14 protein-coding genes are annotated in these 15,607 nt (G+C 32.1%); 7 read left to right on the top strand and 7 right to left on the bottom strand.

Translation table 11 applies throughout. The features are described 5' to 3' along the window. Positions 1 to 53: 53 nt before the first annotated feature. From Q0856_RS04235 to Q0856_RS04215, 5 genes are all read left to right on the top strand, one after another. On the top strand, positions 54 to 1,814 hold the full coding sequence (locus tag Q0856_RS04235; protein ID WP_298502915.1) for a glycoside hydrolase family 36 protein: 1,761 nt from the start codon (positions 54 to 56) through the stop codon (positions 1,812 to 1,814). Positions 1,815 to 1,839: 25 nt separating this feature from the next. Next, positions 1,840 to 3,492, top strand: coding sequence for a solute:sodium symporter family transporter (locus Q0856_RS04230; protein ID WP_298503051.1), 1,653 nt, complete (start codon positions 1,840 to 1,842; stop codon positions 3,490 to 3,492). Between the two features lie 19 nt (positions 3,493 to 3,511). Next, the gene (glpK, locus tag Q0856_RS04225; protein WP_298502912.1) at positions 3,512 to 4,999 is read left to right on the top strand and encodes a glycerol kinase GlpK; all 1,488 of its coding nucleotides are present in this window, start codon (positions 3,512 to 3,514) and stop codon (positions 4,997 to 4,999) included. A 48-nt stretch (positions 5,000 to 5,047) separates the two neighbouring features. Then, positions 5,048 to 6,697: a glycerol-3-phosphate dehydrogenase/oxidase gene (locus tag Q0856_RS04220; protein ID WP_298502909.1), complete on the top strand. Its 1,650-nt coding sequence runs from the start codon at positions 5,048 to 5,050 to the stop codon at positions 6,695 to 6,697. 167 nt (positions 6,698 to 6,864) lie between these two features. Next, positions 6,865 to 7,368 carry a hypothetical protein gene (locus Q0856_RS04215; protein ID WP_298474557.1) on the top strand — a complete coding sequence of 168 codons (504 nt, stop codon included), beginning with the start codon at positions 6,865 to 6,867 and terminating at the stop codon, positions 7,366 to 7,368. Between the two features lie 69 nt (positions 7,369 to 7,437). On the opposite strand, the gene Q0856_RS04210 is transcribed toward Q0856_RS04215, so the two are convergent. The 4 genes from Q0856_RS04210 to Q0856_RS04195 all read right to left on the bottom strand — a co-directional run bounded on the left by Q0856_RS04210 (position 7,438) and on the right by Q0856_RS04195 (position 11,851). Further along, entirely contained in the window at positions 7,438 to 8,133 is a 696-nt protein-coding gene (locus Q0856_RS04210) for a hypothetical protein (RefSeq protein ID WP_298474555.1), read from the bottom strand. Positions 8,134 to 8,268: 135 nt separating this feature from the next. Further along, complete coding sequence (locus Q0856_RS04205) at positions 8,269 to 8,643, bottom strand: hypothetical protein (RefSeq protein ID WP_298502906.1); 375 nt, start codon at positions 8,641 to 8,643, stop codon at positions 8,269 to 8,271. Between the two features lie 122 nt (positions 8,644 to 8,765). Then, on the bottom strand, positions 8,766 to 9,572 hold the full coding sequence (locus Q0856_RS04200; RefSeq protein WP_298474551.1) for an SDR family oxidoreductase: 807 nt from the start codon (positions 9,570 to 9,572) through the stop codon (positions 8,766 to 8,768). Further along, positions 9,572 to 11,851: a M28 family peptidase gene (locus tag Q0856_RS04195; RefSeq protein WP_298502904.1), complete on the bottom strand. Its 2,280-nt coding sequence runs from the start codon at positions 11,849 to 11,851 to the stop codon at positions 9,572 to 9,574. Before Q0856_RS04195 ends, Q0856_RS04200 begins: the two co-directional genes overlap by 1 nt. 185 nt (positions 11,852 to 12,036) lie before the next feature. On the opposite strand from Q0856_RS04195, the gene Q0856_RS04190 reads away from it, so the two are divergent. After that, the gene (locus Q0856_RS04190) at positions 12,037 to 12,501 is read left to right on the top strand and encodes a CBS domain-containing protein (protein ID WP_298474547.1); all 465 of its coding nucleotides are present in this window, start codon (positions 12,037 to 12,039) and stop codon (positions 12,499 to 12,501) included. A gap of 11 nt (positions 12,502 to 12,512) precedes the next feature. Here the strand turns inward: Q0856_RS04190 and Q0856_RS04185 are convergent, their stop codons facing one another. The 3 genes from Q0856_RS04185 to Q0856_RS04175 all read right to left on the bottom strand — a co-directional run bounded on the left by Q0856_RS04185 (position 12,513) and on the right by Q0856_RS04175 (position 14,011). Further along, complete coding sequence (locus Q0856_RS04185; RefSeq protein WP_298474545.1) at positions 12,513 to 12,863, bottom strand: hypothetical protein; 351 nt, start codon at positions 12,861 to 12,863, stop codon at positions 12,513 to 12,515. A 3-nt stretch (positions 12,864 to 12,866) separates the two neighbouring features. Beyond that, positions 12,867 to 13,358 (bottom strand): DUF6265 family protein, encoded by a 492-nt coding sequence (locus tag Q0856_RS04180; protein WP_298502901.1) that lies wholly within the window; start codon positions 13,356 to 13,358, stop codon positions 12,867 to 12,869. Positions 13,359 to 13,438: 80 nt separating this feature from the next. Then, positions 13,439 to 14,011 carry a pentapeptide repeat-containing protein gene (locus Q0856_RS04175; protein WP_298502898.1) on the bottom strand — a complete coding sequence of 191 codons (573 nt, stop codon included), beginning with the start codon at positions 14,009 to 14,011 and terminating at the stop codon, positions 13,439 to 13,441. 179 nt (positions 14,012 to 14,190) lie between these two features. Here Q0856_RS04175 and Q0856_RS04170 point away from each other — a divergent pair, with 179 nt between their 5' ends. Continuing rightward, complete coding sequence (locus tag Q0856_RS04170) at positions 14,191 to 15,558, top strand: glycoside hydrolase family 71/99-like protein (RefSeq protein ID WP_298502896.1); 1,368 nt, start codon at positions 14,191 to 14,193, stop codon at positions 15,556 to 15,558. Positions 15,559 to 15,607: the final 49 nt, after the last annotated feature.

Raw genomic sequence — 15,607 nt, 5'->3', positions numbered from 1 at the left:
TATATAAAAACTGCTTGGCTTTATACCCTTTAAAAATCTAAATAAGAGAGAGAATGATTACAAATGCTAGCCTAATAGAAGATATAAATGTTAAAGGATTAGAGCAACCCATAGAGGTGTCATTGGTGAAAGTAAAAGATGTTGATGGAATTTTAGAATACAATTTACAAATACGTTCAGAAATAGAAGTAAACCCTAAACCTATAACTTTAGAGTGGAAAGTTCCAGCAATTAATGTTAAAGGAGTTTGGAAGCCAACAACAGATTATAATAAAAGAATTCAGGCAGATTGGGAGTTAGATCATATGGAATCCAGAATTTCTATAGATGCCCCAGTTATTAATTTATTTGGTCATGATGATTCTAATGTTTTAACTTTTGCATGTTCAAATGCCATTAATAAATTAGAGTTAAATGCAAGAATAAGAGAAGAGGATAATAACTTTTATTGTCACATTACTTTTTTTATAGAACAAAACTATCCTATAAAATATTTTAATACTAAAATTCGCTTAGACTATAGAAAAATTCATTTTTCAGAGAGTTTAAAAGATGTTTCTAGATGGTGGGAAGAGTTTGAAGCTTTAAAACCTACACATGTACCCGATATTGCTAAAATGCCTTTATATTCTACATGGTATCAATTTCATCAAGATTTAGACTGCGATGTATTGTTAGAAGAATGTAAAATGGCTTATGAGTTAGGGTATAAAGCTGTTATCATAGATGATGGTTGGCAAACTAATGATAATAATAGGGGGTATGATTATACGGGTGACTGGGAACCAGATCGTATTCCTAATATGAAAGAATATGTAGCCCAAGTTCATGCAACAGGAATGAAGATTGCATTATGGTATTCAGTTCCTTTTTGTGGAAAAAAATCAAAAGCTTATAAAAAATTTAAAGGGAAATTCTTAACAGAAAACCACCGGTGGGCTCCGGTATTTGATCCACGTTATCCTGAAGTAAGAGAATATCTTATAAATATTTATTCAAAAGCATTAAAAGAGTGGAATTTAGATGGGTTTAAATTAGATTTTATTGACGATTTTAGATTGTATGTAGATACACCTACTCATAAAGGAGATGGAAGAGATTATGCATCTATAAATGCAGCTGTAGATTGCCTTTTAACAGATGTTGCAAGGGCATTACAAGAAATAAACCCAGAGGTTTTTATTGAGTTTCGTCAGAAATATACAGGACCCGCAATGCGTAAATATGGTAATATGTTTAGAGCTTTTGATTGTCCTGGTGATGCTACTATGAACAGAATAAGAATTGCCGATATTAAAATGTTGTGTGGTAATACCGCACCGCATTCCGATATGGTTACGTGGCATAAGGATGAACCTGTAGAAATAGCAGCATTGCAATTAATAAATACACTATTTGGAGTGCCGCAGTTATCTATTTTCTTAACTAAGGCTTCGGAAGAAGAGAAAAAAATGATTGCATTTTATACCCAATATTGGAATGATAATGCAGATACTTTTATGGAAGGAATTTTTATTCCCTCTAAGCCATTAGCTAACTATCCAATAAAAAGGACTATTAAAGGAAATACTACTATCATCGGTGTTTATGACAATGTAATAGCTAACTTAGATAATGGTAGTAAAACAATTCATTTTTTAAATGGAAAAATAGAAAATGAATTAATTATAAATAATAAAGATGATTTTGGCATGTATCATTGTACTATTTTTAACTGCCAGGGAGTTATAGTACGTACTGAAAAAGTACATTTAATTAAAGGTGTTTTGTCGTTGGAAGTTCCTTCATGCGGAATAGTAATTTTAAAAAAATAACCTCTTAAACTTATAATATATGGGAATGTTATCCATTATTTCTTTTGTTGGATTTACGGTTTTAGTAGCAGTCATTGCTTGGTATGCATCAAGAAAAACCAATGAAAAAACAGCGGATGGTTATTACCTAGGAGGAAGAAGTTTAGGGGCTATAACAATTGCGGGGTCATTGTTATTAACTAATTTATCTGCAGAGCAAATTGTAGGATTAAATGGGCAAGCATTTACAGAAGGAATATTGGTAATGGCTTGGGAAACATTGGCGGCGATTGCAATGATTGCAACAGCAATTTTCTTTCTTCCAAAGTATATGAGAGGAGGTATAACTACCATACCTGAGTTTATTCAAAATAGATTTGATAAAAAAACAAAAACGATAATGTCTGTTTTGTTTTTAGTAGCCTATGGCCTTGTTTTATTACCAACAGTACTATATTCTGGTTCTTTGGCCTTTAGTACAATGTTCAATTTACCTACCTTATTAGGCCTGTCAGAGGGTGCAACTATATGGGTATGTGTTTGGAGTATTGGTTTAATTGGTTCTGTTTATGCCATTTTTGGAGGTTTAAAGGCAGTAGCTGTTTCCGATTTAATAAATGCTATAGGATTATTAATTGGGGGTATAGCGATACCCATTTTTGGATTAATGGCGATAGCAGAAGATGGTACTATTTTGTCAGGAGTTAATACACTTTGGGAGAGTAATCCGGAAAAATTTAATCTAACAGGAGGAGTAGATTCCTCAATTCCCGTTGGCACTATCTTTACCGGGATGATGTTGGCTCAGATATATTATTGGGGAACTAACCAAGCTATCATGCAGCGTGTTTTTGGAGCTAAAAATTTAGCGGAGGGTCAAAAAGGGGTTATTCTAGCTGCTCTTGTAAAATTTCTTATCCCTATAGTGGTAGTATTACCAGGGGTTATTGCTTGGCATCTTTTTAAAGGAGAATTAACCAATGCAGACTTAGCATACCCGACTTTAGTAAGAACAGTTTTACCACCGGCATTTATGGGCTTTTTTGCGGCAGTTCTTTTCGGTGCAGTATTAAGTTCTTTCAATAGCTTGTTAAATAGTAGTGTAACTTTATTTGGTTTTGATTTGTATAAGCAATTCTTTAAAAAGGATGCTTCGGAGATACAAACAGTAAAGGCAGGAAAAATATTTGGAACTATTTTAGCTTTAGTATCCATGACAATAGCTCCATTTATTAGTAATGCGCCCGATGGATTGTTTAGCTACATTCAAGTAATGTTAGGTAGTTTAAGTGTCCCAATTTTTGCAGTAGTAATTATTGGGTTATATACCAAAAGAGTACCTGCTTTGGGAGCAAAAATTGTATTGGTCTTTGGAGTTGTTACGTATTTAATTAGTCAGTTTGTGTTAAGTCCTTATTTTGTAAATGAGGCATTGGTTCAAGCAGGAATAGATGGTATAACAGATGGTAAAGTATTAAGTATAATTAAAGCAGAAGCTTATCCTCATTTTTTACATGTAATGGGTATTCTATTTGTAGTTAATATTATAGTATTATTAGCGATAGGAAAGCTATATCCGAGAGACACAGATTTTGTTTTACAAGATTCGGGGAAGGTAAATATTCAACCATGGAAGTACGCTATTTTAGTAGGAGGTTTAATTACCATATTAGTTTTGAGTACGTATTTCATTTTTTAAAATTTAAAATAGTTTCGTTATGGAAAAATCCTATATAATTTCTTTGGACCAAGGGACTACAAGCTCTAGAGCTTTACTGATAGATGAAAAAGGAGAAATTATACAAATAGAACAGGAAGAATTTCAACAGATATATCCAAAGTCTGGTTGGGTGGAGCACGATCCTCAGGATATATTAAATTCTCAATTACGCGTGCTTCATAAAATATTAGAGCATATTACATTTCCTTTAAATAAGGTAAAAGCAATAGGCATTACTAATCAAAGAGAAACAACGATTGTTTGGGATTGTATTACAGGTAAACCAGTATATAACGCTATTGTTTGGCAGGATAAAAGAACAAGTGATTATTGCGAAACGTTAAAGAAAAGAAAGCTAACCAAGTACATAAGAAAAAATACGGGATTGGTTATAGATTCTTATTTTTCGGGAACTAAAATAAATTGGATTCTAGAAAATATTGCTGGAACTAAAGAAAAGGCAGAAAAAGGAGAATTGCGTTTTGGAACGATAGATTCTTGGTTAATTTGGAATTTAACCAAAGGAGAGCATCATGTAACAGATTATACAAACGCGTCTAGAACATTAATGTATAATATAAATACACTTTCGTGGGATAAAAAACTTTTAAAAGAGTTAGAGGTTCCTATAAGTATGTTGCCCAAAGTAAAACCTTCCTCTAGTATTTTTGGAGAGTTTGAGTATAATGGAACTAAAATCCCAATTGCAAGTATTTTGGGGGATCAACAAGCTGCTTTATTTGGCCAGGCATGTCTTAAAAAAGGAGATGCTAAAAATACTTACGGTACAGGTTGTTTTTTATTAATGAATACTGGCAAAAAACCGCAATATTCTAAAAATGGATTACTTACCACAATTGCATGGGGATTAAATGGAGAGGTTAAGTACGCCATAGAAGGAAGTATTTTTATAGCAGGTGCTGCTGTGCAATGGTTACGGGATCAAATGAAAGTGATAGAATCTGCCCGACATTCAGAAAAGCTAGCTCTAGATTTAGAAGTAGAAAACCCTGTATATGTGGTGCCAGCTTTTGCGGGTTTGGGAGCGCCATACTGGGACATGTACGCCAGAGGAGCCATTTTTGGATTAACTAGGGATACAGGCGCTAAACATGTTACTAAAGCTACTTTAGATAGTTTGGCTTATCAGACTAGAGATATTTTAGATGCAATGCAGGCCGATTCAGGAATAGAACTAAAGAAATTAAAAGTAGACGGAGGGGCATCTGCAAATAATTATCTAATGCAGTTTCAGTCCAACATATTAAACAAATCTGTTGTAAGACCTAAGGTCGTAGAATCTACAGCTATGGGAGCAGCATATATGGCAGGAATTACTGTAGGACTTTGGACAGAGAAGGATGTTATAGAAAGTAAAACGGTAGATAGAGTTTTTAACTCTGAAATCTCAAAAAAACAAAGAAAGAAGTTGTATAAAGGTTGGAAAAAAGCTGTAAAACGTACAATGAACTGGGAAATTAATTAAAAAATTCAGCTTATTGCATTGTAATGCTAGGTAATAGGCTTATAGATTATGAAAAATAAAAAATTTACAAACCATAATAGAAGTAAAATCGTTTCGGAATTAAAAGAAACAGAATACGATTTAGTGGTTATTGGAGGAGGAATTACAGGAGCAGGAATACTTTTAGATGCATCTTCTAGAGGAATGAAAGTTGCTTTAGTTGAAAAAGGAGATTTTGCCTCAGGAACTAGTAGTAAATCTTCGAAACTTATTCATGGAGGATTACGATACTTAAAGCAATTTGAATTGTCTTTGGTAAAAGAAGTAGGAACCGAAAGAGCTATTGTACATAAACTGGCACCGCATTTAGTTATACCAGAAAAAATGCTCTTACCATTAATAGAAAATGGTTCTTATGGCGAATGGATGACTTCTATAGGGCTTAAAGTGTATGATATTTTAGCCAATGTTGAAGGGGATGATAAACGTAAGATGATGGATAAAGAAGAAACGTTAGAATTAGAACCTCTTTTGCCAGAACAGATTTTAAAAGGTTCGGGGTACTATGCCGAGTATAGAACAGATGATGCAAGACTTACTTTAGAAAACATAAAAACGGCTATTAGTTATGGCGGTACGCCTTTAAATTATACGCAAGTAAATGATTTTGTTTATGATGGGGAGCAGATAGCGGGAGTAAAAGTTACTGATGCTATCAGTGGAGATGCATATAGTATCACATCTAAATTTGTGATTAATGCTGCTGGTCCTTGGGTAGATGAACTTAGAGAAGTTAATAAGTCTAAGAATGGTAAGCAATTACATCTTACAAAAGGAGTGCATTTGGTTTTTCCAAAAGAAAAATTACCATTAAAACAATCTGTTTACTTTGATATTCCGGATGGCCGAATGATGTTTGCTATTCCAAGGGGAAAAATTACATATGCAGGTACAACGGACACTAACTATACCTTGGATAAAAACGATGTACGAACAACCGTAGAAGATGCAGATTATTTATTAGATGCTATAAATAATATGTTTCCTGCTGTAAATTTGGAACGTAAAGATATAGCCTCTTCTTGGGCTGGTTTACGACCTTTAATACATGAAGAAGGTAAATCACCTTCAGAGCTTTCTAGAAAGGATGAAATCTTTGTTTCGGACTCAGGTTTAATTAGTATGGCTGGGGGTAAACTTACCGGTTATAGAAAAATGGCAGAAAGGGTGGTAAATAAAGTTCAAAAGAGACTTGAAGAAGATACCAATCAGTATTATAAAAAGGTGCATACCGATAAAATTCCTTTAATTGGTGGCCCTTGGAAGAAATATAAAGAGGTTAAAAAGTACATTAAAACTTTAACTCTAGATTTAGATAAATTTGGCTTTGATTCGTATACCGCTTGGTATTTAACAACTACATATGGGAAACAATCGGAGCAAATTATAGATATTTTTAAAACAAAAAGCGGAGTAGATATAAATGAGAATTTAATACTCTCGGAACTCGATTTTTGTATGGAAAATGAAATGATTGTAACACCAATGGACTTCTTTATTAGAAGAACGGGGAGGTTGTATTTTGATATAGAAAGTGTAACCAAATACCTTGAGAAAGTTTTGACGGCTTTCGAATCTTCTTTTAACTATTCTACAGAACAGATAAATGATTTTAGGAATACCATAGAAAGAGAAGTAATTAAACATTCTGAATTTTAATCCCCCGTGTTAAATTTGGGCTAAAAGCTGCATTTTGTGCAGCTTTTTTTAATGAGATGTAAAGCGGATTATAATTGGTTATTGAAGTAACCTATAGTTTTTATATAGTTTTGTTAAGGTTATATACTATTACCAAGAGCTCTAAGATTAATTTGTAAATTCGCTTTATGAGAAAAATTTTTCTTTTTAGTTTTATGTTTCTTGGTGTTCTTTCTTGTAAGAACAAAAACATGGAGACTACTATTACCAAGAACGATATATTGGTTTTTGATACAAGTAAATGGATTAAAAAAGCAGTAGTTAATGCAAAAGCAAGCAGCATTATAAGTTCATGGTCGGAGTATAGTGCTTTTGACACAAGCTTAGATGTGCTTTATGAGTCAGAAAATTTGGAAGATTTAGCTATAGGCTTAGAAGATTTAATAGAAAAACAAAAGCTTCTTTTAAAGTCTGATTATCCTGAGGAATACGATGTTCCACAGATAAAAAGTAGACAAAAGGTGGTGCTTACTTTTATGCTAAAATTAAAGGCAGATTTGGAATACAGATTGCCAGTAGAAGAGGCTGTTTTGGAGATGTTAAGGGCAAATAATGCGATGAGAACTCAGTTTAATGTAGAGGTTAATAACCCTTTGGATAATTCTTTAATAATCGAAGAGGAAGAAAATTAAGAATACTATTAAGATTAATGAACAAAAAGGGAGAAGTATAACTTCACCCTTTTTTGTTTGTAATAAAGTTTATTTTTTTTCCTCTGGAGTTTCTTTTCTTGAAACTAAGGCTTGTTTGCTTAAACTTGCTAAATTAAAATTTGGGTCTAAGGTTAAGGCCTCATCTAGTAATGCGATAGAAGCATCTATATTAGTTTTATCGTTGTTATATGTAATAAGGGCTTTTAAATGAAGAAAAGCAGCTTTTAATGGAACTTCATATGGTTGTTGACGCTCGTAAAATGCATATTTCATTTCTGGTTTAGCATTGGTAAGGCCATAATCTACATGCGCAGCTGCGCCAACCTTATCTCCGGTTTGTATTTTTAAATCGGCTAATTCATAGGCTAAATAAACATTTGGTGTTCTTTTGTTTAATAACTCAAATTGTTCTAGTGCTCTCTTAGGTTGGTTTAGAGCTTTTAATGAAATCGCTTTTACTTGTACCGCTAAATCAGAATCTGTATCTAATTTTTCAATGCCTATAGTATTTAGTGCTTGTAAATGTTGGTTGTCATTAGCATAAATATATGCTAAGGTGTCTTTTCTTTGTTTAGAAGGGGATATTACATTTAGATGAGTAAGGGCATTTATAACACCAGTAATATCTCCCTGCTGCCGCATTTCGTTATAAAAAGCTTCATAATGTTTTTGTAATTCTGTTTTAGTTTGCGCTATTGCAGAGAATCCTATAAGACATGCAAAAGCAAAAAGTACTTTTTTCATTTTGTTAAATTTTGGTTTGCTAATCTATTGAAATTATTTCTAGTATTCTGTTAATAAAACCTTTAAATAAAGGGAATAAAAGAGAAAAGAGGTGCATTAAGCACCTCTTTTCTAATAAATTTAAATAGTAAAGAACTATACAATGCTCAGTTTAATATCTTGTTGAGCAAAAGAACGTAATAATGCCGCATAAAAGCCTAAACTCTTAGAGTCCTTGTCAATGCAGGACTTTAAAAATTTTTTTAAATTTTTAAAAAACAGATTTGCATGTACTACCGCTAAGTTAATATTTGCGGTTTTTGGATCATATTGTTTATCATCGATTATAATACTCATTTTTATGCGATGTCTATGGTAATCTATAGAAACATCCGCTGCATTATAATATTTTTTAAGTAATGCAATATGTAGGTTTTCAAAATTTAAAGTTCGGGTTGGTTTGTTACAACTACGGGAAATTAGATTTTCTACATCCATTAAAATTCTCCCTTTTAGATTTGAATTTTCCATGGCTTTTATATTTAATCATTTAAGTAAAGTTATGTATTTCGTAGATAACTATCTTAAAATCAGCTATATAATTAACGTAGAAAAGACGTTTTTGTTGTAAAATCCCTTTTGTTTGTGGTGTTTTAAGTGAAGATTGAGGTGTGAAAACGGTAGTTTTTAACATTTAGAAGGAAAGTAGAGTCTACTTTTTTAGAGTTTATACCCGAAAAATCTTCGTATTTAGGAGGTTCTATAGCTCTTTTTTGCGCTTCTTGAGTATAATATTCTTTTTTTGTTGGGTGACTTGGATGAACGGCGTTAAGAATGGTGTTGGTCCAATTATTGGTTATACTTTCTTTTAGAATGGAAATACAATCATTAAGATGAATTAAGTTTACGGGGGCGTTTCCATTTTTTAAATTACTTCTACCAGAAAGCATAGTAACTGGGTGTCTGTTGGGTCCTATTAATCCTCCAAACCGAATTACGGTAGCTTGTAAAGTAGAATCCTCTAAAAATATGTTTTCGGAAACTACTAATTGTTTCCCAGATTCAGTGTTAGGACAAACAATAGTTTTTTCAGTTACTACTCCAGGAGTATTTCCGTATACAGCCGTACTGCTAGCAAAGATAATTTTATTGCACCGGCTCTTTTTTATTTGAGTTTTTAAAAGAGTCATTTTTTGAACATAATTCTCCTTGTTTTTCCCTCTTAATCGTGGTGGAACATTTATAATTAGTACATCTAAGGATTCAAGAAATTTAGAAATGGGTCCTTCTATTCTATCTTCGAACAGAGAAATAGGAAAAGCCTCAATTCCGTTACTTTCTAGTGTATTTATTTTAGTCGCCGAAGTGGTAGTCCCGTAAACGGAATAGCCATCTTGTAACAAAAATGTAGCTAAAGGAAGCCCTAGCCAACCGCAACCTATAATTCCTATATTTTGCATTAAAATTGTAAAGTTTTTGTAGTTACTATAGCATCATTTAATATAAAAGGCATGGGGATATTGTTTTTTGGTCTCTCGGGAATACTGAAAAGAGGATTGCTTAATAAATCATTAGAGGCTTCAAAAAATGTAAGTTCTAATTTTTCGTTTTTAGGAAAGCTTAATCTAATATCTGTATATGCATTATCCGTTATATAATGTGTTATTAACTTATTTCGTTTTCTATTTTTTAAAAAATATTCAGATAAAGTTACTCCATTTACCTCTGCGCTTTGTATTTCTATGTCATTCGTTATTAATTCTAGCCTATTTACATTTCGTTGTGGAGTTATACATAGATCTAAAAATCTTTGATTACCAATAATAGTATCTCTTGTTTTTTGGATTAAAGGCGATTTAATTTTTTTTAAAGGGGCATTTGCTTCGAAAGTAAAATGTGTACCGTATTTACTGCTCAAGGTCTTGGAGCTCGTTTCTGGAGCCTTTTTTGTATCCCCAATATATTGAGATGTCCAAGGAGACAATTGTTGTTCATAAGTTACCCATTTGGCAGAATTAGTATTGGTATTTAAAAGATACATTAGACTTGTTGGTTTAGCGTTTTCTTCATTGAAATTAGAATTTAAATGAGCAGAGAAGAGAAACCCTATAAACAGAATAAAAGATAATATGGCTAAAAAACGTTTGTTTTTGTAGAATCCAAATACGGGCAATAATAAAATAAATGTTAGACTAGTAAGTAAGGTGGAAGCAACCATCATTTTTAAACCTAATCCTATGGGAAACATTTTAATGAAAGGAGCAAAAATCCACAATGCAGGCAATGCTAAAAAAACGAGTAGCATGCCATTTGGTTTTTTTTGATTTTGTGTAACAAATAAGCTCGCTAGTAAGCCATAAACAGGGATAATAAAAAAGCTTGCGCCTTTAAGATAAACAGAAACTCCAGTACATAGTAATAACCATAAAAATATAGGGGCTACTAAAAGATTTGGCGTTGTTATTTTGTTGTATTTATAGTAAGCTAAAAAACAAACACCAATAGAGAATAGCACAAAAGCGGCAATATAGGTATGGCCATTATAAGTAAATCCATGCAAAATATCATTGTATTGCGGATATAATGTTTTTAAGAGAGTCCAACTAAAATATCCTACAATGCCATTTATTCCTACAGATATAAGCATAGGAAAAAAACCTTTTAGGATGGCTTTTCTTTGTAATGTTTTCTTTTTAAATCCTTGAAAAAGTAGGAGTATAAATACTATAATGCCTAATGTTAACATGGGAAAAATCCAATCAAAAGGATAGGAAACTAATTTAAAAAATGGAATATTAAAGTAGATAAAGTCACTAAGACTTTTTAAATTACTTAAATCAGAATTTGAAAAATAATCTAGTAAAGGAACCAAATAACTTCCTTGATGAGCTAAAGTGTTTTTATCCAGACGCTCATAGTTGTCTTTGGCGGTATGATAATCGTAATGATCATCGATAAATGCAAAATTAAAACCTTCTACGTCTCCATCTTCTCGAAAAATGGTTAAATCCGTGTCGTTGGGGAGCATTTTATAAATACTATACACTAAAGAGTTAGCAACGGGATACTCTGGATTTGCTTTAGTGAATTCTTCAATAAGTTTTTTATTTCCTTTATTGGTTTCTATTAACATATAGCTGGGGCCGCTACTACCACGCGCTTCAAAATTAAGAACTAGGCCAACATCTCTTATCCAAGGGTGTTTGTTCACGAACAAATCTGCACCGTTAAGGCCTAACTCTTCGGAATCTGATATTAGGATAATAATATCATTTTTAGGTTTCTTTTCTTTTACTACGAATTGGCGAACTCCTTCTAAAATAGTTGCTACACCGCTAGCGGCATCACTTGCTCCTAAGGAAGAATGTGGGTGGCTATCATAATGACTAAGGAGAAGTAACGCTTTTTTAGAGTCAGTTCCTTTTATGCGAGCTAAAATGTTGTTTACTTTACTTAAGTTCCCCCAGTCTCCGGCTGTATAGCCTTCTTGAAAAGTGACTTCAAGACCTAATTTTTTTAATTCATTAGCTATATAGCCTTTTACAACAGTATGTTCAGGAAAACCTACTCCATGCGGTTTTTGAGATATTTGTTCTACGTGTTCTAATGCACGATCTGTAGAAAATTCAGTTTTAAGTGTTGTAGTATCTTCCGTATATGTGGGCATAGAAGATTTAAAAGACCAATAAATGGCAATTGCAATAAGAATTAAGGTACTTAGGACTGTACTTTTTTTCATTTAAGAAATTATTAAAAGATGCTTATTTTAAAAATACTGAGAGGCAATTTTTTTTGCTTTTTATTTAATGTAAAATTAATGCTAAAAAGTGATAAATGATAATATAATGACATAATAAAGTGAATATTATTAGGAATTTCGTAATTTTTTTCTATCTTTAGTAATCAACCTAAAAATAAAAGCATATGGGAATTAAGAGTTTTCAAGGGATTAGAAAGACTACGAAGAAGGAATTTGATGCTCCATTATTGGTTGAAGATTATATGACTAAAAAGTTGCTTACATTTAGTCCAGAGCAGTCTATATTGGAGGTAATGGAACTTTTTGCAAAAAACCACATTTCTGGAGGACCAGTTATTGATAATAATGGTTTTTTGGTTGGGATTATTTCCGAAGCAGATTGTATGAAACAAATCTCCGAAAGTCGTTATTTTAATCAACCAATTTTAGATAAAAGCGTGGAGCGTTTTATGACAAAAAACGTGGAAACAATAGGACATAATATTAGTATTTTTGATGCTGCAGGAGTTTTTCATAAAGGAAATAGACGTAGACTTCCTGTAATGAAAAATGGAATTTTAGTCGGACAAATAAGCCGTAAAGATATTGTAATTGCTGCTTTAAAATTAAGCGGACAAAATTATAAGTAGTTTTAGGACAGTTACTCTCTTTTAACTATCATGTAATAATCGTTATCTAAGGGTAAGTATCCTAAATCGTAAACAAAAAAGTAAGTAGTTCCTTTTTTTGTAGTATATAAGTTGGTGATAAAATCAAAATCAAAACCTCGGTCTAAAAGCCTAGTTCTTGTGGTTTTGGTTTTACCATCTTTAAGAGCAAAGCTATCCAGAATTCGATAGTTCTTTCGGAGTCGATTGTTAATATTTCTAATTAAATTTTTACTGTCTTTGTTTATTTTGTTGTTGTATGCATTTCTACAGTAATCGGAACAGAATTTTTTGTCTACTCTTCCTATTATTTCGGTACTACATTCTAGGCATTGTTTTTTCATATACTACTGCCTTTTGTAATTAAACCTTTCTTCCTTATTAGTACCATGCTCATCTTTAATTACTACGTATATATTAATTTCATTTTCCCCAATCTTTTCTACTGTAAAATCTTCAAAAAAAACTTTATTTTCTTCTAGTTTTACGAGTTTAAAATCTACTGTTTCTTCTTTCGCTTCCCAACCTTTTAAATCGGAAGCAAAATGTTTTAATTGTAGTATAAGTGTTCCTTCTTTTTCTTGAATATGCCCAATTTCATAAAATAAAACTTTGTCATTTACTACAAGTTTAAATACAAACATCATAGAGTCTCCCAATGGCGGGCTCCATATTTCCTCAGTAGTTCCTCCAAATGCATGACCTTTCCAATGGCCAGATATCCATTTAACATCTGATAGTTTTGCCTTTGGAGATTTTCCCCCTTCTATTAATTTTATCGTGTTTTGACTATAAGTCGTTAGAGTAGATAGTAGTAATAATAATGTAATAAATTTCATAAGAAAAGTATTTATGCTCGTTACAAGTTACAAATTATCCTTTTAGGAAGAAATACTATGGAAGAGTGAATAATTAGGCTTTATTTTATTACAATATTGTGTTTTGTAAGTAAGCCTGAAATCCCTTCTTTCGAAAATATTGCTTTTGTGATATTGTTTATTGCTGGATCAATGGTATAATTATATGCCGTACTTAAATCTGCCTTTTGGAGTAAGGTTCTGTCAAAAATGGATTGCTCTAAGTCGCAATCACTAAAAATTACCTCGGATAGTTGCGTCTTTGTAAAATCGACTTGTTTTAAAGTACATCCTTTAAAGAATTGATTTTTTAAAGTTAATCCATAAAAAGAAGATAAGTTTAAGACACAAGTATCAAATGTAAAATCAATTAAAAAAGTATTACAACTTTCAAAAGGTATCCCTAACATTTTGCATTGAACAAAGGAGACTTCTTTAAAAATGGTATTTGTAATATTCGATGAACTTAAATTACACTCTATAAATGTACATTCCATGAAGTTTTGATTATCTAGTAAGCTGTTTTCAAAATTACAGCGCTCAAAAATGCAGTTTTCATATTCTCCTCGGGGAAGACGATTTTGAGTGTAGTTTTCATTAGAAAAAGTGGAATCCAGAATAAAGGGTTTTGACATAAGTTTTTCTTTAAAATTATAAAATACTTGAGACTCTATTAACGGTTAGTATATGAGTTTTTAATTTGCACAAAAATATATTATTAAAATTTTGTTAATTTTTTATTATTTGTAAGAATAAACCGTAGCATGTTATATTTTGCAATAACCCCCAATTTATTAATTTTTAATTTAATTGTATGAGGTATTGTAAAAAGTTAGTTTTTGGGTTATTAGTATTTTTTGTTTTTTTTCAATCTTGCGAAAAGGACAAGATTAACAACGAAAGTTCGGATGACGGGGTGTTTAGTGTTGCGGTGGACTCTATTGTATCGGACTCTCTTTTGCTTTCTGTTTTAGAGGAGGAAGATGCTTTTAGAAAAATGACTAAAGAAGGTAGGGTGGTTGATATCTCTGGGATGGATGTGGTTAAAGAAAATCCTAAGAAAGTTTATGCGCACTATATGCCCTGGTTTCAAAGTGTGGAATATGATGGCTATTGGGGGCAACACTGGACTATGGCCAATAAGAATCCGGATATTCTTGATGCAGATGGGAAAAGAGAAATAGCTTCTTATTACTATCCTATAATAGGTCCGTATTCTTCTAATGATCCAGATTTACAGGAGTATCATTTTTTAATGATGAAATTATCTGGAATTGATGGAGTTATTTTCGATTGGTACGGTAGTAAAGATGTTCATGATTACGATTTAATTAAGCAATCGACGGAGTCTTTTATGGAACGTTTAGATGATCTTGGTATGGAATTTTCCATTATGTATGAAGATAGAGCAGCGGAGGAGGTATATAATGAGGGGTTAGCAACTAGTATTGTCGAGGCAGCAACGATGGATTTTCAATATATTAAAGATACGTATTTTAATAAGCTTAATTTTCTAGAGCATAATAATGAAGAACTTATGTTTTTATTTGGCCCCAGCAGCATAACTAGTACTGCAGATTGGGATAGTATTTTTTCTGTTTTTCCTATAAATGAAAAACCTCATTTTTTAACTTTATGGGCAAGCCAAAACATGGTGGGGAATAGTGCTTCTGGAGAATTTTTGTGGGTGGCCGAAGATCATTTAACTGCTCATGAATATTACTATGATGAGTATATAGGCAATAATTTAATAACCGTAGGAAGTAGTTATCCGGGCTTTAACAGTTTTTATGAAGAAGGAGGTTGGGGTCTGCAACATGATTGGAGTATAACACATGATAATGGGAATGTTTTTGTAGAAACCCTTAATTATACGCATCATGAAGCTGCTGATTTTATACAATTGGTTACATGGAATGATTATGGAGAGGGTACTGTGTTAGAGCCAACGGAAGAATATGGTTTTCTTAATTTACAATTACTTCAAGAATATACAGGAGTTTCTTATGTGCCCCAAGATTTACAAGTTGCATTAGATTTATATAAAGCAAGGAAAGAATTTAAAGGTAATGCTGCAGTAGAATACTATTTAAATAGAACGTACAAAAAAATTAAACAATCAGAATTAGGTAGGGCCCGTTTAATATTAAGAGCTGTAAATAGGTTATATGGTTCTAAGTAATTCTTAATAATATACTTAATGGTATGTGTTTTTAATATAATTTTTAAGA

The organism is uncultured Maribacter sp. (genome assembly GCF_947496775.1).
Classification (GTDB): domain Bacteria; phylum Bacteroidota; class Bacteroidia; order Flavobacteriales; family Flavobacteriaceae; genus Maribacter_B.
This window is presented reverse-complemented; position numbering and strand designations above follow the sequence as displayed.